This is a genomic window from Methylobacterium gossipiicola (assembly GCF_900113485.1).
Classification (GTDB): Bacteria; Pseudomonadota; Alphaproteobacteria; order Rhizobiales; family Beijerinckiaceae; genus Methylobacterium; species Methylobacterium gossipiicola.
The window spans coordinates 56,236-81,272 of record NZ_FOPM01000019.1 but is presented as its reverse complement, the minus strand read 5'-3'; the positions used below and the strand labels follow the sequence as shown (position 1 = coordinate 81,272).

The window sequence follows — 25,037 nt, the reverse complement described above, 5'->3', positions numbered from 1 at the left end:
CGTGACTTCGGTCTGACCAACGCCAGCCGCGACAGCTTCCAGACCGGCTGGGCCGCCGGCGGTGGCATCGAGTACGCTCTCCCGACGGACTCGTTCTTCAACTTCTTCAAGTCCTCGGCCGTGACGTTCAAGGTCGAAGGTCTGTACGTCAACCTCGACCAGGGCAACCGCAACAACGGCGCCTTCGCGGTCAACAACGTCGGCACCGTCATCACCACCAACAGCCCCGGCGTCGCCCTCGTCTCCGGCGGCCGTCAGATCCGCGACACCGAGTTCGCCGTCGTCCGCGCCGGCCTGAACTACAAGTTCGGCTCCTACTAGGATTTGGCCCGCGTCCTCCGGGACGCCCTCCAGACCCGATCCACGGAAAAGCCCGGCCGAAAGGCCGGGCTTTTTCGCATTGTGGCGACCGTCATGTGCTTGCCATGGGGGGCGCCTAGAGGACGGCTTTCCCTTCACGGAGCCGATGGATGACCGAGCCGACGCGAACCCGCTCGCAGGCGGCCGAGGCGGCCGAGGATGCCGGCTCCAACCCGAGCGCCAACGCCACCTTCGGCGATGTGGTCGCGGCGCGCTTCGATCGGCGCGACCTCCTGCGCGGCCTCCTCGGCGTCGGCGCCATCGCTGCCGTGGTGACGCCCCGCGCCCTCGCGGCGACTGAAGCCGCTGCGGCGGCCGAGGCCGCTCCAGCCGCCGCCGTTCCGGCCGAGACCGCCCCGACGCGCTTCCCCTTCGCGGAGGTCGAAGCCGGCTCGGACACCCATCACCACGTGGCGGCGGGACACGACGCCGAGATCCTCATCCGCTGGGGCGATCCCGTCCTGCCCGGCGCCCCGGCCTTCGATCCGCATCACCAATCCGCCGCCGCGCAGGCGAAGCAGTTCGGCTACAACAACGACTTCGTCGGCTATTTCCCCATGCCGGGCGCCGCCGATCCGGCCGCCCACGGCCTGCTGGTGGTCAACCACGAATACACGAACGAGGAGCTCATGTTCCCCGGCCTCGGGCGCCAGGACCTCAAGTCCGTCGCCTTCGCGGGCATGACGAAGACTCTCGTCGATATCGAGATGGCGGCCCATGGCGGCTCGGTCCTCGAGATCCGCCGCACGGACGGCCAATGGGCCGTGGTGCCGGATTCGAAATACGCCCGCCGCATCACCGCCGAGACGCCGATGGTGCTCACCGGCCCCGCCGCCGGTTCCGCGCGCCTCGTCACCGCCGCCGACCCGACCGGGCGGTCCGTCCACGGCATGATCAACAACTGCGCCGGCGGCACGACCCCATGGGGCACGTGGCTCACCTGCGAGGAGAACATCAACTACTACTTCTCCGGGACCCTGCCGGCGGACTCGGGCGAAGCGAAGAACCACGCCCGCTTCAACCTACCGAATTCCGCCTATGCCTGGGGCCGGTTCCACGAGCGCTTCGACATCGGAAAGACCCCGAACGAGCCCAACCGCTTCGGCTGGGTGGTGGAGATCGACCCATTCGATCCCACGAGCGTCCCGAAGAAGCGTACCGCCATGGGCCGGTTCAAGCACGAGGGCGCCGCCGGCATCGTCGCCAAGACCGGTCAGTACGTCGTCTATCAGGGCGACGACGAGCGCTTCGACTACGTCTACAAGTTCGTCACCACCGGCCGGGTCGATAGCGGTGACCGCGATCTCCTCGATTCCGGCACGCTGCACGTCGCCCGGTTCGACGCCGACGGGCGCGGCACCTGGATGCCCCTGGTGTTCGGGCAGGGACCGTTGACGCCAGAGAACGGCTTCCAGACCCAAGCCGACGTGCTCATCGGCGCGCGTCTCGCCGCCGACCGCCTCGGCGCCACCAAGATGGATCGGCCCGAGGACGTCGAGGCGAACCCCAAGACCGGCAAGGTCTACGTGATGCTGACCAACAACGGGAAGCGGAAGGCCGATCAGACCGATGCCGTAAATCCGCGTGCCGACAACCGCTTCGGCCACATCGTCGAACTCACCCCCGACGACGGCGACCACGCCGCCACGGGCTTTTCGTGGGAGATCCTCGTCCGGTGCGGCGATCCCGCCATCGCGGCGGTCGGCGCGACCTTCTCGTCGGCCACCACCAAGGACGGCTGGTTCGGCATGCCGGACAATTGCGCCGTCGACGGGCAGGGCCGCCTCTGGGTCGCCACGGACGGCAATTCCGCCTCGCGCACCGGTCGGGCCGACGGCATCTGGGCCATGGAGACGGAGGGGCAGGGGCGCGGCACCGGAAAACACTTCTTCCGGGTGCCGTGCGGAGCCGAGATGTGCGGACCGTACTTCACCCCCGACGACACCACCTTCTTCGTCGCCGTCCAGCATCCGGGCGAGGCCGACGAGGACGATCCGAAGGCCGCGCCCGCCACCTTCGAGGCCCCGTCCACCCGCTGGCCGGATTTCGACTCGGCCATGCCGCCCCGCCCGGCCGTGGTGGCGATCACGAAGCGCGGGGGCGGCCGCGTCGGGACCTGACCGCCCCGCCGCGAAAAGACCTTTCCAAGGCCGTCAGCCCTTCTTAACCAAGCCTGCCCCATGGCATGGAACGGCGTCGCCCCGCACGGTGTGGGCGCGGCGCCCGACCTACCGGGGTGGGAACCCCTTTCTGTTTCCGGTTTGTTCCGGTATGGTCAGAGGATGAAGGCGAATGCTGCACGGTCACCCTCCGCGATCCGCTCCGCGAAACCTGACGCCGGGCCGTCCCTCGCACGAGGGACACCGGTGAGCGACCCCGCGCGCGACCTCTTCGTCGGCGGCGAGGCCCCCCAGGCGAAGCCCAATGAGCGTCGCAAGGTCGCGGCGTCCTCCGCTCCCGTGCCCGCCCCCATCACCTCGGCGGAAGCCGGCTACGACGCCTCCGCCATCGAGGTGTTGGAGGGGCTGGAGCCCGTGCGCCGCCGCCCCGGCATGTATATCGGCGGCACCGATGAGCGGGCGCTGCACCACCTCTTCGCCGAGGTGATCGACAATTCCATGGACGAGGCCGTGGCGGGCCATGCCAGCTTCATCGAGGTGGAGCTGGAAGAGACCGGCCACCTCGTGGTGACCGACAACGGGCGCGGCATCCCCGTGGACCCGCACCCGAAATACCCGACGAAATCCGCCCTCGAAGTCATCATGACCGTCCTGCACGCGGGCGGGAAATTCGACTCCAAGGTCTACGAGACCTCCGGCGGCCTGCACGGTGTGGGCATCTCCGTGGTCAACGCCCTGTCGGACGAACTCGAGGTCGAGGTCGCCCGCAGCCAGACCCTCTACCGCCAGAGCTTTTCACGGGGGCATGTTCAGGGTCCGCTGGAGACGGTGGGCCGGGTGCAGAACCGGCGCGGCACCCGGGTGCGCTTCCACCCCGACGCGCAGATTTTCGGGCCGCTGAAGTTCGATCCCCGTCGCCTGTTCAGGATGGCGCGCTCCAAAGCCTACCTGTTCGGCGGCGTCGAGATCCGCTGGCGTTGCGCGCCGTCCCTTCTGGAGGGCATCGACGACGTGCCGGCCGAGACCGTGCACCGCTTCCCAGGGGGGCTGCGCGATTATCTGGCCCGCGATCTCGAAGGCAAGGAACTCGTCACCGACGCGATTTTCTCGGGCAAGATCACCAAGCCGGGCGGCCACGGGTCGCTCGAATGGGCCGTGGCCTGGATGGTCACCGAGGACGGTGTCTCGGCCTCCTACTGCAACACGATTCCGACGGCCGAGGGCGGCACCCACGAGAGCGGCCTGCGCGTCGCCCTGCTCCGGGCCCTGCGTGAGCACGCCGAGCGTGTGAATCAGGCCAAGCGCATGACGGCCGTGACCACCGACGACGTCATGGCGACCTGCGCCTCCATGCTGTCGGTGTTCATCCGCGAGCCTGAATTCCAGGGCCAGACCAAGGACAAGCTCGCCACCGTGGAGGCCTCGCGCATCGTCGAGACGGCGATCCGCGATGCCTTCGATCATTGGCTCGCCGCCTCGCCGGCCCAGGCCAACAAGCTCCTCGACTGGGTGATCGACCGGGCGGAAGAGCGCCTGCGCCGCCGCCAGGAGAAGGAAGTCGCGCGCAAATCCGCCACCCGCAAGCTGCGGCTTCCGGGCAAGCTCGCCGATTGCTCAAAGGCCGGCATGGCCGGCTCCGAGATCTTCATCGTCGAGGGCGATTCGGCCGGTGGATCGGCCAAGCAGGCGCGCGACCGCGCCAGTCAGGCGATCCTGCCCTTGCGCGGCAAGATCCTCAACGTCGCCTCGGCCAGCCGCGACAAGCTCGGCGCCAACCAGCTCATCTCCGACCTGACCCAGGCCCTCGGCTGCGGCACCGGCAACGCGTTCCGCCTGGAAGACCTTCGCTACGAGAAGGTCATCATCATGACCGACGCCGACGTCGACGGCGCCCACATCGCCTCGCTGCTCATCACCTTCTTCTACCGGCAGATGCCCAAACTCATCGACCGGGGGCACCTCTACCTCGCGATCCCGCCCCTCTACCGCCTGACCCACGGAGCCAAGACGGCCTATGCCCGCGACGACGCCGATCGGGAGCGGGTGATCAAGACGGTGTTCAAGGGGGCCAAGGTCGAGATCGGCCGCTTCAAGGGCCTCGGCGAGATGATGCCGGCGCAGCTGAAAGAGACCACCATGGACCCGAAGAAGCGCACGCTCCTGCGCGTCGAGGTTCTGGAAGAGGCCCGCAGCTCCACGGGCGACGCCGTGGACCGGCTCATGGGCAACAAGCCCGAAGCCCGCTTCGCCTTCATCTCCGAGCGCGCCGCCTTCGCCGATGGCGCGGAACTGGATATCTGACGTCCGGGTCTCGAAGGGCTATGCCCTTCGCGGGTCCAGGGCAGAGCCCTGGGAAGATGTCGGGCTCTGCCCGACACCCACTGAGCGGATGATCCCTTCGGAAACCCGGATCAGGCCTTCTTGGCCGCCGCCTTGCGCGGGGCGGCGGGCTTCTTGGCCGGGGCTTCGGCGTCGGCCTTCTTCGCGGGCGCCTTGCGCGGGGCGGCCTTCTTCACCGGTGCCTCGCCCGCGTCGTCATCCGCCTTTTTCGCGGCGGCCTTCTTGGCCGGCGCCTTCTTGGCCGTGGTCGATTTCGCCGCTGCCTTACGCGCCGGCGCGCGCTTCTTGCCGCCCCCGGCGGCCTCGCGGGCGGCGATGAGTTCCAGGGCCTGCGGAAGGTCGATGTCCTCCGCCGCCTGAGTCTTCGGCAGCGTCGCGTTGGTGGTGCCGTCGGTGACGTAGGGGCCGTAGCGCCCGGATTTCACCACGATGGGCTTGCCCGTCTCCGGATGGGTGCCGAGCGCCCGGCCGGGATCGGCGGCGGGACCGCGCCGGCCGCCGCCCTGTTCCTTGGCCACGATGAGGTCGATGGCGCGGTTGGCCCCGATCTCCAGCACGTCGTCGTCGCGCCCGAGATTCGCGTACATCTTGCCGTGCTGCACGTAGGGTCCGAACCGGCCGAGATTGGCCAGGATCGGCTCGCCGGTCTCGGGATGCTTGGCGACCTCGCGCGGCAGCGACAGGAGTTTCAGGGCCTTCTCCAGGTCCACGGCCGAGGGGCTGAGGCCCTTCGGGATCGACGAGCGCTTGGGCTTCGGCGCCTCCTTGTCCGTGGAGGCTTCGCCGAGCTGCACGAACGGGCCGAACCGGCCGTCCCGCAAGGTCACCGCCATGCCCGAGACCGGATCGGTGCCGAGCACGCGCGTGCCGGGCTGACCGCCATTCTCCGACGAACCGTCGCCGTCGCCCTCGACGCCGGACGCCGAGAGCTGCCGGGTGTACTTGCACTCGGGGTAGTTCGAGCAGCCCACGAAGGCGCCGAACTTGCCGAGCTTGAGCGAGAGCTGGCCCGCGCCACAGGTCGGGCAGGTGCGCGGGTTCGAGCCGTCGGCCTTCTCGGGGAAGATGTGGGCGCCCAGCAGGTCGTTCAGGGCGTCGAGTACCTCCGTGACGCGCAGCTCCTTGGTGCCCGCGATGGCGGCGGAGAAGCTCTGCCAGAAATCGCGCAGAACCTCGCGCCAGTCGATCTCGGCATTCGAGACCCGATCGAGTTGGCCTTCGAGGTCGGCGGTGAAGTCGTACTCGACGTAGCGTTTGAAGAAGCTCTCGAGGAAGCCGGTGACGAGGCGGCCCTTGTCCTCGGCGACCAAGCGCTTCTTCTCGATCTTGACGTATTCGCGGTCGCGCAGGGTCTGCAGGATCGCCGCGTAGGTCGAGGGCCGGCCGATGCCGAGTTCTTCCATGCGTTTGACGAGGCTCGCCTCGGAATAGCGCGGCGGCGGCTCGGTGAAGTGCTGGGTCGAGGCGATGCGCTCGCGGGTCAGCGGATCGCCGGCCTTCATCGGCGGCAGGCGCTTGCCGTCCTCGTCCTCCTCGTCGTCCTTGCCCTCCTGATAGAGGGTGAGGAAGCCGTCGAATTTGACGACTTGCCCCGTCGCCCGGAGATCGAGCCGGCGCGGGCCGACCGATGCGGTGATGTCGACGGTGGTACGCTCGAGTTCGGCTGATTCCATCTGGCTCGCCACCGTGCGGATCCAGATGAGTTCATAGAGCTTGGCCTGCTCGGCATCCACCGTGCGGGCCACGGTCTTCGGCAGGCGGCTCATATCCGTCGGGCGCACGGCCTCGTGGGCTTCCTGCGCGTTCTTGGCCTTGGTGCTGTAGCGGCGCGGCGCCCCCGGCAGGTAGGCGTCGCCGTATTCCTTGGCGATGACCCGGCGGGCGTCGGCGATGGCTTCCGGCGCCATGTCGACGCCGTCGGTGCGCATGTAGGTGATGAGGCCCACCGTCTCGCCGCCGATCTCGACGCCTTCGTAGAGCTTCTGCGCCGCCCGCATGGTCTGGGCCGGGGCCATCCCGAGTTTTCGCGAGGCCTCCTGTTGCAGCGTAGAGGTCGTGAAGGGCGGCGCGGGATGGCGCTTCGCCGGCTTCGCTTCGACGTTTCCGACGGAAAACGTCGCGAGTTCGAGGTCGCGCTTGAATGCCGCCGCTTCTTCCCCGGTGCCGACATCGAGGCGCTGGATCCGCTTGCCGTCCGCGCCCGTGAGCCGGGCCTCGAAGACCGCGCCGGCCTCCGTCGCCAGGGTGGCGACGAGGGACCAGTATTCGCGCGGTTTGAACACCTCAATCTCGCGCTCGCGCTCGCAGACGAGGCGCAGGGCCACGGACTGGACGCGCCCGGCCGAGCGTGCGCCGGGCAGCTTGCGCCACAGCACCGGCGAGAGGTTGAAGCCCACGAGATAGTCGAGGGCGCGGCGCGCCAGATAGGCGTCGACGAGGGCTTGGTCGATCTGGCGCGGGTTGCGCATGGCGGTGTCGACCGCCGCCTTGGTGATGGCGTTGAAGGTCACCCGCTCCACGGGCATGCCCTTGAGGGCGCGCCGGGCGTTCAGGGCCTCGACCACGTGCCACGAGATGGCCTCGCCCTCGCGATCCGGATCGGTCGCGAGGATCAGGCCGTCGGCGCCCTTGAGGGCCCGGACGATGTCGGACACACGCTTCGAGCCACGGTCGTCCAGCTCCCAAAGCATATGGAAGTCGGCCTCCGGATCGACGGAGCCGTCCTTCGCCGGCAGGTCGCGGATATGCCCGAACGAGGCGAGCACCTCGTAGTCGCGCCCGAGGTACTTGTTGATCGTCTTGGCCTTGGCCGGCGACTCGACGACGACGACTTTCATGGAGCGATCCGCGACTCTCGGGAAGGTCTTCTTTCGCAACGACCGGTTGCGCACACAAGTGCGCTGCGGTGTCGGCGATGGGGCGGGCCACCTCCCGGAGGAGGGGCCTTTCGCGGGGCATGAAGTGGGTGAACCCTCGGGCGATGTCAAATGGGGACACTTTCGCGGTTGTGTCGGCCATTCCTGCCGACCCGTCCGCGCGAGCCTCGTCTTGCGGGCGCGGCGTCTTGCGGGCACGGCGCCCGCGCTGTAGCGCTGGACGCCGTGATGAGCAGCGCCCCGACTCCGCCCGGCTTCCCCCACCGCCATCTCCTCGGCATCGAGGGCCTGTCGCGCCCCGACATCGAGGCCCTGCTGGAGCGGGCCGATGCCGCCGTGGCCCTGTCCCGGCAGGTGGAGAAGAAGCGCACCACCCTGCGCGGTCGCACCCAGATCAACCTGTTCTTCGAGCCCTCCACCCGGACGCAATCCTCGTTCGAGCTCGCCGGCAAGCGGCTGGGCGCCGACGTCATGAACATGTCGGTGGCCTCCTCCTCGGTGAAGAAGGGCGAGACCCTCATCGACACCGCCGCCACCCTCAACGCCATGCGGCCCGACATCATCGTGGTGCGTCACCACGCGGCGGGCGCCGTGCATCTGCTCGCCCGCAAGGTCGATTGCGCCGTGGTCAATGCCGGCGACGGCGCCCACGAACATCCGACCCAGGCGCTCCTCGACGCCCTCACCATCCGCCGCAACAAGGGTCGGATCGAGGGCCTGACCGTGTCGATCTGCGGCGACGTGCTGCACAGCCGCGTCGCCCGCTCCAACATCATCCTGCTGCAGGCGCTCGGCGCCCGGGTCCGGGTCGTCGGCCCCTCGACCCTGCTGCCCACGGGCCTCGCCCGCTTCGGCGTCGAAGTGTTCACCGACATGCGGAAAGCGCTGGCCGGCGCCGACATCGTCATGATGCTGCGCCTCCAGCGCGAGCGAATGAACGGCTCCTTCGTGCCGAGCGTGAAGGAGTATTTCCGCTATTTCGGCCTCGACGGCGACAAGCTGAGCCTCGCCGCCCCCGATGCCCTGGTGATGCATCCCGGTCCCATGAATCGGGGCGTCGAGATCGCCTCCGACGTCGCCGACGGGGCGCAGTCCCTCATCCGCGAGCAGGTGGAGATGGGCGTCGCCGTGCGCATGGCCGTGCTCGAAGCCCTGGCGACGCACCTGCCGAACGCGTGAGTTCGATGTCCCATCCCCCCCTTCTCCTCACCAACGCCACCCTGTGCGATCCGGCGACCGGACGGCAGGCCCCCGGCCACGTCCTCGTGCGGGACGGCCGTATCGCCGACATCGCTTGGGGGACGGCCCCGGCCGCGCCCGAGGGGGCCGAGACCGTGAATTGCGCCGGGCACGTGCTGTCGCCCGGCCTCATCGACATGCGCGCCTTCGTGGGCGAGCCGGGGGCGGAGCACCGCGAGACCCTGGCTTCGGCCAGTGCGGCGGCGGCGGCGGGCGGCGTCACCACCCTGGTGTGTATGCCCGACACCAACCCGGTCATCGACGGGCCGGCCATCGTCGATTTCGTCCTGCGCCGGGCCCGCGACACGGCTTGCGTCCACGTCCTGCCGGCCGCCGCCGTCACCAAGGGGCTGGCGGGCCGCGAGATGACGGAGTTCGGCCTGCTGCAGGAGGCGGGCGCCGTCGCCTTCACGGACGGGCTGAAGGCCGTCGTCAACGCCCAGGTCCTGCGTCGCGCCCTGACCTATGCGCGGGATTTCGACGCCCTGATCATGCAGCACGTCGAGGAGCCCGATCTCGTGGGCGACGGGGTGATGAACGAGGGCGAGATGGCCTCGCGCCTCGGGCTGCTCGGCATCCCCCGCGAGGCCGAGACGGTGATGCTGGAGCGCGACATCCGCCTCGTGCGCCTCACGGGCGCCCGCTACCACGCGGCGATGATTTCCTGTGCCGATTCCGTCGAGATCGTGCGGCGGGCCAAGGCCGACGGCCTGCCCGTCACCTGCGGCGCCTCGGTGAACAACCTCGTCCTCAACGAGGGCGACATCGGCCATTACCGCACCTTCTGCCGGCTCTCGCCGCCCCTGCGCCACGAGACCGACCGCCTCGCCCTGGTGGCGGCGCTCAACGAGGGCGTGGTCGACGTCGTCGTGTCGGACCACAACCCGCAGGACGTCGAGACCAAGCGCCTGCCCTTCGCCGAGGCCGCCGACGGGGCGCTCGGCATCGAGACCCTGCTGGGCGCCGCCCTGCGCCTCGTCCACACCGGCGACATCGCCCTGCCGCGCCTGCTTGCGGCGCTGACGGCGAACCCCGCGAAAATCCTCGGCCGCGCGGCCGGGCGCCTCGCGGTGGGCGCCCCCGCTGACCTCACCCTCATCGACCCGGACGTGCCCTACGTGCTCGACAAGCGAAGCCTGAAGTCGCGCTCGAAGAACTCGCCGTTCGACGAGGCCCGGCTGCAGGGGGCCGCCGTGCTGACCCTCGTCGATGGCCGCATCGTCTTCCGCGACGGGAGTTTCGCGTGACACCCATGGAGCCGGCCTCCCTGCCGATGCTGTTCGCGGGGCTCGCGGGCGGCTACGTTCTTGGGTCGATCCCGTTCGGGCTCATCTTCACCCGCCTCGCCGGCCTCGGCGACGTCCGGGCCATCGGCTCGGGCAATATCGGCGCCACCAACGTCCTGCGCACGGGCCGCAAGGGCTTGGCTGCCGCCACTCTCCTGGGCGATGCCTTGAAGGGGACCGTGGCCGTGCTCATCGGCCTGCACTTCGGCCTGGAGCCGGCCCTCGCGGCGGGGCTCGGCGCCTTCCTCGGCCACCTGTTCCCCGTCTGGCTCGGCTTCAAGGGGGGCAAGGGGGTGGCGACGTTCCTCGGCGTGCTCCTGGCGCTCAGTCCCGTGGGCCTCCTCGCTTTCGCGGCGATCTGGCTCGGCCTCGCCTTCGGCTTCCGCTACTCGTCCCTCGCGGCGCTGGCCGCCTCGGCCGCCACGCCGATCGTCCTGTGGGCGCTGGGACAGCCGGGGGTTGCGTGGCTCTTCCTCCTGCTCGCGGCCCTGCTATGGTGGAAGCACGCGCCCAACATTCGCCGGCTCCGCGACGGCACGGAAGGGCGCATCGGGCAGAAGGGCTAGTAACAACGCCCGGCCGCCATGGGGGGCAGGGCGATGCAACTCAACGAGGCCCAGCGGCTCGACTGGCTCCGCCTCATCCGCGCCGAGGGCATCGGCCCGCGCACCTTCCGCACCCTGATCAACCGCTATGGCGGAGCCGGCGCGGCCCTCGAAGCCCTGCCGACCCTCACGAACCGCGCCGGTCGCCGTGTCGTGCCGCTGACCCGCGCCGAGGCGCAAGCCGAACTCGCCGCCGCCGCCCGCCTCGGGGTCCGCTTCGTGGCTCTGGGTGAGGCCGCGTATCCGAAACTCCTCCAGGCCGCCGATTCGGCCCCGCCGCTCCTGGCCGTGCGCGGCGATCCCGCGGTTCTGAACCGCCCGGCCGTGGCCATCGTCGGCTCACGCAACGCCTCGGCCGCCGGCCTGAACCTCACGGAGCGCCTGTCGCGCGACCTCGGGGAAGCCGGCCTCGTGGTGGTCTCGGGGCTGGCGCGCGGCATCGACGCCCGCGCCCACAAGGCGACGCTCCTGTCCGGCACCGTGGCGGTCCTGGCCGGCGGCCACGACCGGATCTATCCGAGCAACCACGGCGCCCTCGTCGAGGCGATCCTGGAGGCGGGCGGGGCCGTGGTCGCCGAGATGCCGATGGGGTGGGAACCGCGCGGGCGCGATTTTCCCCGGCGCAACCGCATCATCTCGGGGCTCAGCCTCGGCACCGTAGTGGTGGAGGCGGCGCGGCGCTCCGGCTCCCTCATCACCGCGCGTTTCGCCCTGGAGCAGGGGCGGGAGGTGTTCGCCGTGCCGGGCTCGCCCCTCGACCCGCGGGCGGAGGGCACCAACGACCTCATCCGCCAGGGCGCGACCCTGGTGGCGGAGGCTGCCCATGTCCTCGAAGCCCTCGTGCCCCTGGTGGAGCGCGACGCGTTCGGGGCCGAGCCCCTCGCCCTCGACCGCACGGATCTCGCCGAGGCACCGATCTTCTGGGACGAACTCGACGTCGACGGCATCGTGCTGCCGATGCCGGCAGAGGATTTTTCACCCCCGGAAGCGACGGACGACCGCGCCCGCCTCGTCGCGCTCCTCAGCCCGACCCCCATCGGCACCGACGACCTCGCCCGGGCGGCGGGTCTCAGCGTCCGCGTGGTGCAGACCACGCTCCTCGAACTCGAACTCGACGGGCGCATCGAGCGGCACGGCAGTGGGGCGGTGTCCCTGGTGGGGTAAAGCCGCTGCCCCCGTCCGAAGGGTTGCGTGCGCTCCGACACGTCGTGCCGGCCCGCGCGTTCCTATCTTGAGTTCAGACAGATGAAACGAGCCGGATCGCCGGTTCGGCCTGTAAAAGGAGCTTGAGACAGACAATGAAGACCCGTATCGCCGCCATCGCCGCCGCTCTCGTGCTTGGCGTTGCTCCGATCTCGTCTGCCATGGCCTTCGAGCGCACCACCGCGTTCACCCCCTCCGACGTCGAGACGACGGGGGCGATCGCCGCCCCGCGCGCTCCGTCCACGTTCGGTTGTCCGATGAGTTCGGCCGCCGAGGGCAACGCGAACCAGCAGAACTTCCCCGTGATGCAGTACGGCCAGACCTCGGGCGGGAACCGCTGCTGATCCGGGCGGGGTGGGCGCGGGCATGATGCTGAAGGGTTTTTCCTACGCGATGATCGGCGCCTTCGCGGGTGGCCTGGTCTACACCCTCGTGGGGACGTCCCAGGTCATCCTCGGCTTGTGAGGATGCCGCGATTGGAAGCGTGATGCGGGCGGCGGGGCGAAGGCTCCGCCGCTTTTCACGTCTCCACGCCCTCGTCCCCCTCCAGCACGCCCCGCATCTGATCGAGGCAACCTTGCAGGATGTAGGCCGCCGCCAGCTTGTCGACGACTTCGCCGCGCTTGGCCCGGGAGGCGTCGGCGGCGATGAGGGCGCGGGTGACGGCGGCCGTGGACAGGCGCTCGTCGCAGAACAAGACCGGCAGGTCGAGGAGCGGCTTGAGGTTGCGAACGAACGAGCGCGTGGACTGCACGCGCGGCCCCTCGCTGCCATCCATGTTGAGGGGCAGGCCCATGACGAGGCCGCCGACGCCGTGGATCTCGCAGAGCTGGCGCAGGCGGGCGACGTCGGGGGTGAACTTCACCCGCTTGATGGTCTCTAGCGGCGAGGCGATCTGGCGGCCGACATCCGACAGGGCGAGACCGATGGTCTTGGTGCCCAGATCGATCCCGATGAGGCGGGGGCCGCCCCGCGACGCCTCGGCGAAGGCGCGGATCTCGGCCTCTGTCATCTGTGTGTCCTTCCGTGATTGCCCGTCCTGATCGATCCGAGGCCGGGTGGCAATCGGCGCCCCCGGGCCGCGCGGCTCAATGCGTGACGGGAATCGCGTCGCCCACGAAGGTGGAGGGCAGGGGGGAGGCTCCCATCCCGAGGATTCCCCGCACGGCCGGGCCCTGCAGTCGCCGCATCAGGTCGGCGAGGTCGGCGCCGCCGAAGCGGACGGATTCGAGATCGGCGCCGAGCACCCAGATCTCGTATTCGGGACGTCCGGGGACCACGTCCCAGAACAGGAACTCGCCGGCCTCCGTGCGGCCGAAGAAGCAGGCCCGCTCCACGACGGTTCCGTCGTCGCCCTCGACCTCGAACCGGTGCTCCGGCCGGTCGGCCAGGACGGCGCCGATACTGTGGGCCGCGAGTTCGGCTCCCGTCACGAGGTCGGTCTCGGGCTCGGGGCCGGGGGTGAGCACCCGGACATGCCCGAGGGCGAGCCCGGCGCCCCAATGCCGGCAGAACGCCCGGTAGGAGGCGGGGAGGGGAAAGCCGAGCTCGCCCTCCGCCTGTGCGAGATCCGCCTCCCCCGCCACCGGACCGGCGACGCCGTCCGCGAACATCCCCTCCCACATCGTCGCGTCCGTCATCGTCTGAACTCCCTGCGGATTAACCTTGATCGAACCTTACCCTGGCCTTGCCGGGATCGGCCGGTCTAGGGCACCGTTAACAGAGTGTTAACGTCGAGGGGGCTTGCCATGAACCGGTTCGGAACGCGTTCTCCATCCCCGGCGGGTTCGCGCCGGTCGATGCCGGTCCGCCACAAGCTGATGCTGCTCCTTGCCCTCGAACTCGTCGCCGTCGGGTTCCAGCAGGCGGAGCGCAGGCCTTACCGCCCGGGCGTCGCCATCGAGGTGCCCGCCCAGTCCGGCCACGTCATCACCTGAGCCCTCACACCGGATCGGCCGCGCCCGAGGCGTCCCGCCCCCATCCGCCGCGGCGTTGCGAGCCCGCGAAAGCGGGTGCTATAGCCCGGCCGTGTTCCGTCGCGGCCCTGCGAGGCCCCGGCGATCCTCGTGAAGGGCTCTGGGCAGCATGTCGGTCGACGCAACGACGGTGAGGCGTATCGCGCATTTGGCGCGCATCGCGGTGGGCGAGGACGAGGTCGCGCCGCTCCAGGGCGAACTCAACGCGATCCTGGCCTTCGTCGAGCAACTCGGCGCCGTCGACGTCACGGGCGTCGAGCCGATGACCTCCGTCACCCCCATGGCGATGAAGAAGCGCGTCGATGCCGTGACGGATGGCGGCTACGCGGGCGACATCGTCTCCAACGCCCCCGAGACCGAGGATCATTACTTCCTCGTGCCGAAGGTGGTCGAGTAGCCCCGATCGCCGCAGTCGCAGATTTCGCCCGATCGTTCGGCGCCGATGACGGCGACGGGATCGCCGGCCCCGAGGATTGGAAGTGCCCATGACCACCCTGAACGAACTCACCCTGGCGGAGGCCCGCGACGGCCTGAAGGCCAAGGATTTCTCCGCCAGCGAACTCACCCAGGCGCACCTCGACGCCATGGAGAAGGCGCGCGGCCTCAACGCCTACGTGCTGGAGACGCCCGAACGGGCGCTCACCATGGCGAATGTCGCTGATACGAAGATCGCGCACGGCGAGGCCCGCCCCCTGGAGGGCATTCCGCTCGGCATCAAGGACCTGTTCTGCACCCACGGGGTGGCCACCACGGCCGGCTCGAAGATCCTGGAGGGCTTCCAGCCGCACTACGAATCGGCCGTGACCCACAACCTCTGGCGCGACGGCGCCGTGATGCTGGGCAAGCTCAACCTCGACGAATTCGCCATGGGCTCGTCGAACGAGACCTCGGCCTACGGCGACACGATCTCGCCCTGGCGGCGGCAGGAGAACGGCAAACTGTCCGACGCCAAGCTCGTGCCGGGCGGCTCGTCCGGCGGTTCGGCGGCGGCGGTGGCGGCCCACCTGTGCCTCGGCGCCACGGCGACGGATACGGGTGGCTCCATCCGCCAGCCCGCCGCCTTCACCGGCACGGTGGGCATCAAGCCGACCTACGGGCGCTGCTCGCGCTGGGGCACGGTGGCCTATGCCTCCTCCCTCGATCAGGCCGGCCCCATCGCCCGCACGGTCCGCGACTGCGCCATCCTGCTCGGCTCCATGGCGGGGGCGGATGCCCGGGACACCACCTGTGCCGACCTGCCGGTGCCGGATTTCGAGGCGGCGGTGTCGCGCGGGGTCAAGGGCCTCACCATCGGCATCCCGAAGGAATACCGCGTCGACGGGATGTCCGCCGAGGTCCAGGCCCTGTGGGATCGCGGTGCCGCGATGCTGAAGGACGCGGGCGCCACGGTGCGGGAGATCTCCCTGCCGCACACGCCCTACGCGCTGCCGGCCTACTACATCGTCGCCCCGGCCGAGGCCTCCTCGAACCTCGCCCGCTACGACGGCGTGCGCTACGGCCTGCGGGTGCCCGGCAAGGACATTGCCGGGATGTACGAGAACACCCGCGCGGCGGGGTTCGGCCGCGAGGTCAAGCGCCGGATCATGATCGGCACCTACGTGCTCTCGGCCGGCTACTACGATGCCTATTACGTCCGCGCCCAGAAGATCCGCACCCTGATCAAGCGCGATTTCGAAGCGGCCTACGCGTCGGGCATCGACGCGATCCTCACCCCCGCCACCCCGTCCGCCGCCTTCGGGCTGGGCGAGAAGGGCTCGGGGGACCCCGTGGAGATGTACCTGCAGGACGTGTTCACCATCACGGTGAACATGGCGGGCCTCCCCGGTCTTTCGGTGCCGGCGGGCCTCGATGCGCAGGGGCTGCCGCTGGGCCTCCAGCTCATCGGCCGGCCCTTCGACGAGGAGACCCTGTTCGCCGCCGCCCAGGTGATCGAGACGGCGGCCGGGCGCACGAAGCTGCCGGCGGCGTGGTGGGCCTGAGGGCGATCCGATGACCGTCCCGGTCTATCCCTTCGAGGTCTGGATCTGGGCCGCCTTCGATCCGGTGCTCATCGGCATCGCGCTGGTCATGGGCTGGAAGTCCGACCAGTTCGTGAAGGTCATCCTCGTCTCGCTCATGGCCTTCGCCGTCTCGGTCCTGGTGTCGTGGGCGGTGACCGCCATCGGCGTGCCGTGGCCGGCGCCCATCAGCCACGACGGGCCGACCTTCTTCCCCGTGCGCTGGATGGCCGCCTTCGTGTGGGGCACCCTCGGGTTCCTCGCCCATCAGATCTATCGCCGCCTCGCTTGACCGCGCGGGCGACGGCTTCCACCCTCATGGCGCCTCCGCGCTTCCAACCCTGACGGGCCCGCATGACCGCTGCCGTGAACCCCAAGAAGCTCATCAAGGGCGGCCTGCACGACTGGGAGGTCGTGATCGGCATGGAGATCCATGCCCAGGTCACCAGCCGCTCGAAGCTGTTCTCCGGCGCCTCCACGGAATTCGGGGCCGAGCCCAACGATCACGTCTCCCTGGTGGACGCGGCCATGCCGGGCATGCTGCCGGTGATCAACGAGGAATGCGTCGCCCAGGCCGTGCGCACGGGGCTGGGCCTCAAGGCGCGGATCAACCACCGCTCGGTGTTCGACCGGAAGAACTACTTCTATCCGGACCTGCCGCAGGGCTACCAGATCTCCCAGTTCAAGGACCCCATCGTCGGTGAGGGCGAGGTGCTGGTCGACCTCGTGGACGGCGAGTCCATCACGGTGGGCATCGAGCGCCTGCACCTCGAGCAGGATGCCGGCAAGTCCCTGCACGACCAGAACCCGACCCAGAGCTTCGTCGATCTCAACCGCTCGGGCGTCGCCCTGATGGAGATCGTCTCGCGGCCGGATCTGCGCTCCTCCGAAGAAGCGCGCGCCTACGTGACCAAGCTGCGCACGATTCTACGCTACCTCGGCACCTGCGACGGCGACATGGAGAAGGGGAGCTTGCGCGCCGACGTGAACGTGTCGGTGCGGAAGCCCGGCGAGCCGCTCGGCACCCGCTGCGAGATTAAGAACGTCAACTCGATCCGCTTCATCGGCCAGGCCATCGAGGTCGAGGCCCGGCGCCAGATCGCGATCCTGGAGGATGGCGGCACCATCTCCCAGGAGACCCGCCTGTTCGATCCGGGCAAGGGCGAGACCCGCTCCATGCGCTCGAAGGAAGAGGCGCACGATTACCGCTACTTCCCCGACCCCGACCTGCTGCCGCTCGAATTCGACCAGGCCTATGTCGATGCCCTGGCCGAGGGCCTGCCCGAGTTGCCCGACGCCAAGAAGGCGCGCTTCATCGCCGATTACGGCCTATCCCCCTATGACGCCGGCGTGCTCATCGCCGAGCGGACGAGCGCCGATTACTACGAGGCGGTGGCCAAGGGCCGCGACGGCAAGGCGGCGGCGAACTGGGTGATCAACGAGCTGTTCGGCCGCCTCAACAAGGAGGGCAAGACCATCGAGGCGAGCCCGGTCTCGGCCGATCAGCTCGGCGCCGTGGTCGACCTCATCGGCGAGGGCACGATCTCGGGCAAAATCGCCAAGGACCTGTTCGAGATTGTCTGGTCCGAGGGCGGCGACCCGCGCCAGATCGTCGAATCGCGGGGCATGAAACAGGTCACCGACACGGGCGCCATCGAGGCCGCCATCGACGACATCATCGCCAAGAACCCCGACAAGGTGACCCAGGCCCGCGAGAAGCCGACCCTGCTCGGCTGGTTCGTCGGCCAGACCATGAAGGCCACGGGCGGCAAGGCCAATCCGGCGGCGGTGAACAGCCTGCTCAAGGCCAAGCTCGGGATCGAGTAGGGCGAGCCCTTTCTCGTCGGCGGCAAACCAAGACAGCGCTGTCTGGACGTCGCTCCCGTGAGCGCGTTCCAGCCAGCGACGATCGACGCGACGTATTCCGGAGGAATGGCTGTGGTGTCGGAAAGCGCCGGATCAGGCTCGATGAGCGCCCATCCGATCCGCCGTCTGGCCCGAAGCGACGCGGCGGCGTTCCGGCTTCTACGCCTCGACGGTCTTGCTCGACACCCGGAGGCGTTCGGCGCGTCGTGGGAGGTCGAATCAGAGCGACCCCTCGCGTGGTTCGCCGACACCTTGGAGAGCCAGGCCGTTTTCGGGGCATGGAGCGACGACGGGACTCTCGTCGGAAGCGCGGGACTTTACGTCCCGGAGGCACCGAAGCTCCGTCATAAGGGCACGCTGTGGGGGGCCTACGTTCGACCGGAGGCGCGCGGCAGGGGCATCGGCACGGCGTTGATCGCGGGCGTGATCGCCCATGCGAAAACCTGCGTGGACGATGTCGGTCTGGCCGTGGGAGCCGCCAATCCAGTGGCAATCCGGCGCTACGAAGCCCTCGGGTTCGTGCAATATGGCCTGGAACCACGTGCCTTGAAGATCGGTGACGTGACCTACGATGAAATCCTGATGGTCTTGCGGCTGAGTCGCGAGACTTGACCATACCATTGGCGGCGGAAGCAGTCGAATTGGGGCATCTTGCGTGTTCGAAGACGTGTCGTGACAGACCGCTTCTACGCCCCTGGGACCGCTTCCGTCCGGTGATGTGCGTTTGCGCTGCTCAGGTCCGGGTCACATCAAGTCCGGATCGTCGTGGCAGCAACCTGCTGGGGTGGAGTCATCCGTGTCTCCCGTCCTTCGGTTGAAACACAAGCGAACGTCAAGATGGGTGGTGTGCCTCGTCGTGAACGATGCATCCGGTGGGATGCGAAAGATCGAACCGGTGATCCCGTGGCGGAAGCGGTCGAATTGGGGCCTCTCGCGTGTTCGAAGTCGTGCCATGCAGGCCGCTTCTACGCCCCTGTGACCCGCTTGCCGCGCGGGAATTCGGTGTTCGCTGCTCGGAGCCGGGGTGAATCAAGCCCGGATCGTCGTGGCAGCAACCTGCTGAGGTGGAGTCATACGTGTCTCCTGCCATTCGGTTGACGACAAGCGATCAAATAGAGCCGTCGTTTTTGACCTCGTTCGAATCGATGCTTCGTCTCGACTTTGCATGAAGATTTGATCGGGTGCCCGGTCAGGGAAGCGATCGAGATGGGGCCTCTCGCGTGTTCGAAGTCGTGCCATGTAGGCCGCTTCTACGCCCCTGTGATCGGCTATCCGTCCGGCGATCCGGTCTTCGCTGCTCCGGTCCAGGTCCAATCAAACCCGGATCGTCGTTGCAGCAGCCTGCTGAGGTGGAGTCATCCTTGTCTCCCTCCATTCGGTCGAAAACAATCCAGCATAGACGTGGTCGTTTGGAACCTCGTTGCTTTGGCTGTGCTTCAGTTCCGAAGCACAGGTGTAGACTGTGCCCGTCCGAGCGAGGCGTCAACCCCTTATTTGCCGGCTTTTTCGGTCAGGTCCGGAGCGGGCGGTGAGCTGTTGGAAATCGCCCTTACGAAGCAGCGGGTTGCCCGGTCATCCACAGGATGCGCGGGGCCGGCGTGGCCGGGGCGGGGGGCGTCGCCAGGAGGCGGAGGGCCGCGATGGCACTCGCATCGCCCCGCACCACGGCGCGGCGACGGCGGGGAGGCCCTCGTGGGGCGCCGCCGGATCGGTCAGGCGAAGGCGAGGGGCCGGTCGAAGGGGGAGGGGGCGTCTTCCGCCGCCGCGATCATGCCGGGCCCGGCGCGGCCGAAGGCGGCTCGTTCGAGGCCTGGCCCGCGATCCGGGCCTGCCACAGACACAGGAGCGGAGTGACGCCGAGTTCCACCGCCAGGGCCGCCAGCATGGTCAGGGAGGGCAGACCCGTCAGTGCCAAGCCGAGGAGCCGGGCGAGGCCGCCCAGCACCACAACCAGGGTGAGGAAGCGGAACAGCCCGGTCTTGGCCTCGATCCCCGGTACGCAGGTCCAGAACAGGATGCCGATGCCCATGTGGAGGCCCGACAAGTAGCGGTAATGGCTGTCGGCCGAGACGTCGACGAGGCCGCTCGTGCCGCCGACGCCGGTCAGGACGCCGTAAAGGCCCGATACGACGGGCACGAGGGCGACGACCGACACCATCCGCTGCAGCGCCCGCCGTTCCCGCATCGTCCCGTGTCCCCTCTTCCGCCCGGCGGCAGCCGGGCAAGCGCGCCCGACTGCGCGAGCCATCTGACGAACTCCGTTTGATACCTTCGGAATGACGGAGTTCGGCTTCACTCAAGCACCGCGCGGGCGTCTTCCGCCCCGGTCGAGGGGAAACCGTATCAGGCCTTCTGTTCCTTCAGGCGTTTGACGCACTTGCTGTAATATTGCGGCCATTTGGGTCCCTTGGCGGCCTTGTCGGCCACGGAGAGCGCCCGCCATTCCGCGCCGCAGGCCTTCTGCCGGGAGCGCGCCGCGCTCTGCGTCACGCTCGGCTCCTTGGCGGCCGCCGCGTCGTTTTCCTTGGCGAGGGCCGGCTGGGCCAGAAGGAGCGGGGCGGCAAGGCAGACGATGAGACAGGAGCGGAGCGGCATCGGGACAATCCTCGATTGCGGACGGGCCCGACGCGTGGCGGGCGGGGCGCATCACACCCACAACCCAAGGGGTTCGGCAAGGGGCTTTGCGCTTCGAGGTCGCGTGATCCACCACGGCGGTCGGCGGTTGCAACCATCGACTGGCGTTCCGCTTTGATCCGGCACATGAAGAGGGTCCAACCGGGGCCGGGATGATCCGTATGGCACAGGCGACAGGGCGATCCATCGACGTACACACCTGGAGCACGCCCAACGGCTGGAAGATCCCGATCATGCTGGAGGAGTGCGGTCTGCCCTACCGGGTGGTGCCGGTGAATATCGGCCGGGGTGACCAGATGGCGCCGGATTTTCTCGCGCTCTCGCCCAACAACAAGATTCCGGCCATCGTCGATCCGGACGGGCCGGACGGCCAGCCGATCACGGTGTTCGAGTCGGGCGCGATCCTGCAATACCTCAGCCGCAAGACCGGCTGCCTCCTCCCCGCCGATGAGCGGGCGCGGGTGAAGGTGGAGGAATGGCTGATCTGGCAGGTGGCGGGCTTCGGGCCGATGCTGGGGCAGGCCCACCATTTCCGCATCTATGCGGAGGAAAAGATCCCTTACGCCATCGAGCGGTTCACGACGGAGGCGAACCGCCTCTACCGTGTGCTGGATGGGCAACTCGCCGGTCGTGACTACGTGGCGGGCTCGCTCTCCATCGCCGATATCGCGATTGTGCCTTGGGCGAAGTATCACGAGAAGCAGGGCGTCGATCTCGCCGATCTGCCCCATGTACGCGCCTGGCTCGACCGGATGCTGGCGCGCCCGGCCGTGCAGCGCGGCTTCGCGGCGATCTGATCCGGCATCCCCTCGATCGCGGCGATCGCCGGATCAGCAAGCCCGCGCGGCGTTCAGGGGCAGCCGAACTCCGCTCTTCTCAAGGAGACGAACGGAGTGCGTGTCCGATGCCTGCGTTCAGTGTTCCGCCGGTGCGGCCTTGGCGGCGGGCTTCGGGGCGGCCTTGGCGGGAGCCCTCGGAGCCGGCGCGGCCACGGGCGCCTCGCCGGTCACGTTGGCGGCCTGCTGGTTCACGTCCGGCACCCGGGTCCAGGTCTGCGAGCCGCACAGGACCTTGAGGAGGCAGCCGGAGACCGAGAGCTCCTGAGCGCTCTCCCGCTCCAGGCTCACCTGATACACCTTGCCCTCGTCGGCATTGTAGATCTCGCCGGAGAACTTCGTGTCCTCGGGCTTGAGGTTGTCGAGGAGGGTGAGGCCGAGCGCCGGGCGGTTGCGCTTCTTCGGGTCGGGGTTCTTGATGTCCGTGCGGGGCAAACCGTCCTCGGTGGTGGGAGATTTCAGCCAGACCACCTTGCCGCAGATGTTGGCGCCGGCCGGACCGCAGCGGTCGATCCGGACCTTGGCCCGGCCGTCGCCCGTGAGCCAGGTGCCCGAGGGGTCCTGGGGCGAGGCGGCGGAGGCGGGCGCGATCTCGGTCACGGCGGTGCCGGAGAGGACAAGGAGGGCCGTCAGGGCGGTGCGCATGGGCTGAGCTCCGTAAGAGGCGGTGTCGTTGAACACAGAAAGCCCACGCAATCGGGCGATTTTCCGGCACTGTTGCGCCCAAGCCATGGCCGGACGTGTCGGGCAAGGTCGTTTGCCCCGGATTCGGGGCTGTCCGTCCTCGGGTTGAGGGGCGGGGACGCCCCCGCTATAAGCCCGGCGCCGAAGCCTCGTTTCGGCCCCAGCATCAGAACCGGACGAATCATGGCCATCGAGCGCACCTTCTCCATCCTCAAGCCCGACGCGACGAAGCGGAACCTGACCGGTGCCGTGAACGCCGTGATCGAGAAGGCCGGCCTGCGCATCGTCGGCCAGCGCCGCATCCAGATGAGCCGCGCCCAGGCCGAGAAGTTCTACGAGGTCCACAAGGAGCGTCCGTTCTTCGGCGAGCTCGTGGAGTTCATGATTTCCGGCCCCGTGGTGGTGCAGGTGCTCGAAGGCGAGAACGCCATCGCCCGCTATCGCGAGGTGATGGGCGCCACGAACCCGGCCAATGCCGACGAGGGCACCATCCGCAAGACCTTCTCCGAGTCGGTGGGCGAGAACACCGTCCACGGGTCCGACAGCGCCGAGAACGCCAAGATCGAGATCGCGCAGTTCTTCCAGGATTCCGACATCGCCGGCTGAGCCGGGACCGTCGCGTCGCCCAGCACCCGGGCGGCGCGACATTTGTCGCCGGGCTGTGGCCGCGCTGCCCTTGCGCGGCCCCGGAGGCTCCGTGAAACCGGGCTCTCTCCCGAATCGCTTTCACGGACCCATCGCACCATGCGCTTCCTCGCTCCGCGCACCGGCCGGTTTCTGCTCGCCGCCGGCCTCCTCGCCACCGTCGCGGCCTGCAATGCCAACAAGGCCGGCCCCACGGCGGATCTCGCCGGGTACACGCCCGACCCGGCCCTCAAGACCGCCTCCACGAGCAACCTGACCGGCCGCGTGCGCCACGCCTGCACCGTGACCCAGGCCAAGCTCCAGGGCGTCTCCGAGGTGTCCCTCGCCCGTCCGTGCGGCTGCTATGCCCAGCGCACCCTGGCGAGCCTCGACCAGTCCGAGCTCGCCGCCTACCGCACCACCGGCTATTTCAACGATTCGGCCCGCGCCAAGGCGCTCGGCGCCCTCGACAGCTGCCAGTTGCCGCGACCGGCCTGATCGGCCCAAAGGCGGACCCGACCGGGTCCGCCTTTTCAGGAAAGACTGAGCAGAGCCCCCTCGGCCCGGCTCACGTCGTTCCCGAACACCACCCGGTCGCCGTTGAGGCGGGCGCGGCCCGAGGCGATCAGCGCCAGGGCCGCCGGGTAGAGCCGGTGCTCCTGCACCAGGATGCGGGCGGCGAGCGCATCGGCATCGTCGCCCGGCAGGACCGGCACGGCGGCCTGGGCGACGATGGGCCCGGCATCGAGTTCCGGCACCACGTAATGCACCGTGCAGCCGTGGAGGCGCACCCCGGCGGCCAGCGCCTGTTCGTGGGTGTGCACGCCCTTGAACAGGGGCAGCAGGGAGGGGTGGATGTTGATCATCCGCCCGGCCCAGGCCTCGACGAAGCCGGCGGAGAAGATCCGCATGAAACCGGCCAGACACACGAGGTCGATGTCGGCGGCCACGAGTTCGGCGTGGAGCGCCTCGTCGAAGGCGGCCCGGCTTGGATAGGTCTTGTGGTCGAGGGCGAGGGTCGGGATACCGGCGGCCGCCGCCGTGGCGAGGCCCCCGGCCTCGGGCCGGTTCGAGGCCACCAGCACGATCTCGGCGGGGAACTCCGGCTCGACCGCCGCCGCGATGAGCGAGGCCATGTTCGAGCCGCGCCCCGAGATCAGGATCGCGACCCGGGTCTTCTTCGCGGTCGCCATCAGAACGTGAGCCGGCCTTCGAAGGTCACGGCCTCCGGGCCGCGCGGCGTGATCCGGCCGAGGACCACGGGCGATGCCCCGCCGAGGTCGAGGGCCTTCGACACCGCGCCGACGCTCTCGGGCGAGACCACCACCACCATGCCGATGCCGCAGTTGAAGGTGCGCAGCATCTCGGACTCGGCGACGCCGCCGACCTCGGCGAGCCAGCCGAACACCGGGGGCGGCATGATCGCGTCGAGGTCGATGGCGATGCCGACGCCGTCGGGCAGCACGCGGGGCAGGTTGTCGGGGAATCCGCCGCCGGTGATGTGGGCCAGCGCCTTGATGCCGTCCGTGGTCTTGAGGGCCGCCAGCAGGGGCTTCACGTAGATGCGGGTCGGCTCCAGCAGGGCTTCGCCCAGGCTCCGCAGGGGCTCGAACGGAGCGGGGTCGTCGTAGGACAGGCCACTGCGCGCGACGATGCGGCGGACCAGCGAGAAACCGTTCGAATGGACCCCGGAGGAGGGCAGGCCGAGGACCACGTCGCCCGGCACGATGTTGCCGCGCGGCAGCAGGGTTCCGCGCTCGGCGGCACCGACGCTGAAGCCGGCGAGGTCGTAATCCGCCCCGTCGTAGAGGCCCGGCATCTCGGCGGTCTCGCCGCCGATGAGGGCGCAGCCGGCGAGCCGGCAGCCCGCCGCGATGCCGCGCACGATGTCGGTGCCGACGCCCGGCACGAGCTTGGCGGTGGCGTAGTAATCGAGGAAGAACAGCGGCTCGGCGCCCTGCACGATGATGTCGTTGACGCACATGGCCACGAGATCGACCCCGATGGTGTCGTGGCGGTTCGTCTCGATGGCGATCTTCACCTTGGTGCCGACGCCATCGTTGGCCGCCACCAGGATCGGGTCGCGGAACCCCGCCGCCTTGAGGTCGAACAACCCGCCGAACCCGCCGATCTCCGCATCCGCCCCCGGCCGGCGCGTGGCCCGTACCAGCGGCTTGATCGTCTCGACCATGGCGTTGCCGGCATCGATGTCGACGCCGGCTTCCGCGTAGGTCATTCCCGTGTGTTCGGCCGTCATCGGCACCTCGTCTCAACGTCCTGTTCGGACTGCTCTAACGGGTCGTGACGGTCTCGGCGAGGGGTTGCGCGCGACTTCGGCATCCAGCCTCGGCGGCCTCGCTCCGGCGCCGCCGTTCGCCCGGGATGCGGCGG

The 25,037-nt window shown here is 69.2% G+C and carries 24 protein-coding genes and 1 pseudogene; 17 read left to right on the top strand and 8 right to left on the bottom strand.

What is annotated here, in order from left to right; translation table 11 throughout:
* The 3 genes and pseudogenes from BM249_RS15870 to parE form a co-directional block, all read left to right on the top strand.
* Window positions 1-321: pseudogene (locus tag BM249_RS15870) on the top strand (porin family protein); the annotation flags it as partial.
* Between the two features lie 149 nt (window positions 322-470).
* Window positions 471-2,480, top strand: a complete 2,010-nt coding sequence (locus BM249_RS15865) for a PhoX family protein (RefSeq protein WP_091973746.1) — start codon at window positions 471-473, stop codon at window positions 2,478-2,480.
* A gap of 246 nt (window positions 2,481-2,726) precedes the next feature.
* On the top strand, window positions 2,727-4,781 hold the full coding sequence (gene parE / locus BM249_RS15860) for a DNA topoisomerase IV subunit B (RefSeq protein WP_091973744.1): 2,055 nt from the start codon (window positions 2,727-2,729) through the stop codon (window positions 4,779-4,781).
* Window positions 4,782-4,891: 110 nt separating this feature from the next.
* Here parE and topA read toward each other — a convergent pair whose 3' ends face one another.
* Window positions 4,892-7,657, bottom strand: a complete 2,766-nt coding sequence (topA, locus tag BM249_RS15855; protein WP_091973742.1) for a type I DNA topoisomerase — start codon at window positions 7,655-7,657, stop codon at window positions 4,892-4,894.
* A gap of 267 nt (window positions 7,658-7,924) precedes the next feature.
* On the opposite strand from topA, the gene BM249_RS15850 reads away from it, so the two are divergent.
* From BM249_RS15850 to BM249_RS15830, 5 genes are all read left to right on the top strand, one after another.
* Window positions 7,925-8,875: an aspartate carbamoyltransferase catalytic subunit gene (locus BM249_RS15850; protein WP_091973740.1), complete on the top strand. Its 951-nt coding sequence runs from the start codon at window positions 7,925-7,927 to the stop codon at window positions 8,873-8,875.
* A gap of 5 nt (window positions 8,876-8,880) precedes the next feature.
* Complete coding sequence (locus BM249_RS15845) at window positions 8,881-10,182, top strand: dihydroorotase (RefSeq protein ID WP_091973738.1); 1,302 nt, start codon at window positions 8,881-8,883, stop codon at window positions 10,180-10,182.
* Between the two features lie 5 nt (window positions 10,183-10,187).
* Window positions 10,188-10,787 (top strand): glycerol-3-phosphate 1-O-acyltransferase PlsY, encoded by a 600-nt coding sequence (plsY, locus tag BM249_RS15840; protein WP_091973735.1) that lies wholly within the window; start codon window positions 10,188-10,190, stop codon window positions 10,785-10,787.
* Window positions 10,788-10,820: 33 nt separating this feature from the next.
* Window positions 10,821-11,990, top strand: a complete 1,170-nt coding sequence (dprA, locus tag BM249_RS15835; protein ID WP_091973772.1) for a DNA-processing protein DprA — start codon at window positions 10,821-10,823, stop codon at window positions 11,988-11,990.
* Window positions 11,991-12,124: 134 nt separating this feature from the next.
* Window positions 12,125-12,373, top strand: coding sequence for a hypothetical protein (locus BM249_RS15830; RefSeq protein WP_091973733.1), 249 nt, complete (start codon window positions 12,125-12,127; stop codon window positions 12,371-12,373).
* A 176-nt stretch (window positions 12,374-12,549) separates the two neighbouring features.
* On the opposite strand, the gene ruvX is transcribed toward BM249_RS15830, so the two are convergent.
* Both ruvX and BM249_RS15820 read right to left on the bottom strand, forming a co-directional pair.
* Window positions 12,550-13,041: a Holliday junction resolvase RuvX gene (ruvX, locus tag BM249_RS15825; RefSeq protein ID WP_091973730.1), complete on the bottom strand. Its 492-nt coding sequence runs from the start codon at window positions 13,039-13,041 to the stop codon at window positions 12,550-12,552.
* A 76-nt stretch (window positions 13,042-13,117) separates the two neighbouring features.
* On the bottom strand, window positions 13,118-13,654 hold the full coding sequence (locus BM249_RS15820) for an SMI1/KNR4 family protein (RefSeq protein WP_091973769.1): 537 nt from the start codon (window positions 13,652-13,654) through the stop codon (window positions 13,118-13,120).
* Between the two features lie 174 nt (window positions 13,655-13,828).
* Between BM249_RS15820 and BM249_RS21760 the strand changes: the two genes are divergently transcribed.
* From BM249_RS21760 to BM249_RS15790, 6 genes are all read left to right on the top strand, one after another.
* On the top strand, window positions 13,829-13,966 hold the full coding sequence (locus tag BM249_RS21760; RefSeq protein WP_177232431.1) for a hypothetical protein: 138 nt from the start codon (window positions 13,829-13,831) through the stop codon (window positions 13,964-13,966).
* Window positions 13,967-14,114: 148 nt separating this feature from the next.
* Window positions 14,115-14,402 (top strand): Asp-tRNA(Asn)/Glu-tRNA(Gln) amidotransferase subunit GatC, encoded by a 288-nt coding sequence (gene gatC, locus BM249_RS15810; RefSeq protein ID WP_091973724.1) that lies wholly within the window; start codon window positions 14,115-14,117, stop codon window positions 14,400-14,402.
* Window positions 14,403-14,490: 88 nt separating this feature from the next.
* Window positions 14,491-15,984: an Asp-tRNA(Asn)/Glu-tRNA(Gln) amidotransferase subunit GatA gene (gatA, locus tag BM249_RS15805; protein ID WP_091973722.1), complete on the top strand. Its 1,494-nt coding sequence runs from the start codon at window positions 14,491-14,493 to the stop codon at window positions 15,982-15,984.
* Window positions 15,985-15,994: 10 nt separating this feature from the next.
* Window positions 15,995-16,294: a hypothetical protein gene (locus BM249_RS15800; RefSeq protein WP_091973719.1), complete on the top strand. Its 300-nt coding sequence runs from the start codon at window positions 15,995-15,997 to the stop codon at window positions 16,292-16,294.
* A 62-nt stretch (window positions 16,295-16,356) separates the two neighbouring features.
* Entirely contained in the window at window positions 16,357-17,829 is a 1,473-nt protein-coding gene (gene gatB, locus BM249_RS15795) for an Asp-tRNA(Asn)/Glu-tRNA(Gln) amidotransferase subunit GatB (protein WP_091973716.1), read from the top strand.
* A gap of 57 nt (window positions 17,830-17,886) precedes the next feature.
* On the top strand, window positions 17,887-18,480 hold the full coding sequence (locus BM249_RS15790; protein WP_210187001.1) for a GNAT family N-acetyltransferase: 594 nt from the start codon (window positions 17,887-17,889) through the stop codon (window positions 18,478-18,480).
* 1,156 nt (window positions 18,481-19,636) lie between these two features.
* On the opposite strand, the gene BM249_RS15785 is transcribed toward BM249_RS15790, so the two are convergent.
* Window positions 19,637-20,053, bottom strand: coding sequence for a DUF4345 domain-containing protein (locus BM249_RS15785; protein WP_091973709.1), 417 nt, complete (start codon window positions 20,051-20,053; stop codon window positions 19,637-19,639).
* A gap of 158 nt (window positions 20,054-20,211) precedes the next feature.
* Window positions 20,212-20,463, bottom strand: a complete 252-nt coding sequence (locus tag BM249_RS15780) for a hypothetical protein (protein ID WP_091973706.1) — start codon at window positions 20,461-20,463, stop codon at window positions 20,212-20,214.
* A gap of 200 nt (window positions 20,464-20,663) precedes the next feature.
* Between BM249_RS15780 and BM249_RS15775 the strand changes: the two genes are divergently transcribed.
* A complete protein-coding gene (locus BM249_RS15775; protein ID WP_091973703.1) occupies window positions 20,664-21,299 on the top strand; it encodes a glutathione S-transferase family protein in 636 nt (211 codons plus the stop codon).
* Window positions 21,300-21,416: 117 nt separating this feature from the next.
* On the opposite strand, the gene BM249_RS15770 is transcribed toward BM249_RS15775, so the two are convergent.
* On the bottom strand, window positions 21,417-21,983 hold the full coding sequence (locus BM249_RS15770; protein WP_091973700.1) for a DUF2147 domain-containing protein: 567 nt from the start codon (window positions 21,981-21,983) through the stop codon (window positions 21,417-21,419).
* Between the two features lie 222 nt (window positions 21,984-22,205).
* On the opposite strand from BM249_RS15770, the gene ndk reads away from it, so the two are divergent.
* Window positions 22,206-22,628: a nucleoside-diphosphate kinase gene (ndk, locus tag BM249_RS15765; RefSeq protein WP_091973697.1), complete on the top strand. Its 423-nt coding sequence runs from the start codon at window positions 22,206-22,208 to the stop codon at window positions 22,626-22,628.
* A 138-nt stretch (window positions 22,629-22,766) separates the two neighbouring features.
* Complete coding sequence (locus BM249_RS15760) at window positions 22,767-23,144, top strand: hypothetical protein (protein WP_091973694.1); 378 nt, start codon at window positions 22,767-22,769, stop codon at window positions 23,142-23,144.
* 35 nt (window positions 23,145-23,179) lie between these two features.
* On the opposite strand, the gene purN is transcribed toward BM249_RS15760, so the two are convergent.
* Window positions 23,180-23,839, bottom strand: a complete 660-nt coding sequence (gene purN, locus BM249_RS15755) for a phosphoribosylglycinamide formyltransferase (RefSeq protein WP_177232432.1) — start codon at window positions 23,837-23,839, stop codon at window positions 23,180-23,182.
* Window positions 23,839-24,903 (bottom strand): phosphoribosylformylglycinamidine cyclo-ligase, encoded by a 1,065-nt coding sequence (purM, locus tag BM249_RS15750; protein WP_091973691.1) that lies wholly within the window; start codon window positions 24,901-24,903, stop codon window positions 23,839-23,841. Before purM ends, purN begins: the two co-directional genes overlap by 1 nt.
* Window positions 24,904-25,037 lie beyond the last annotated feature (134 nt).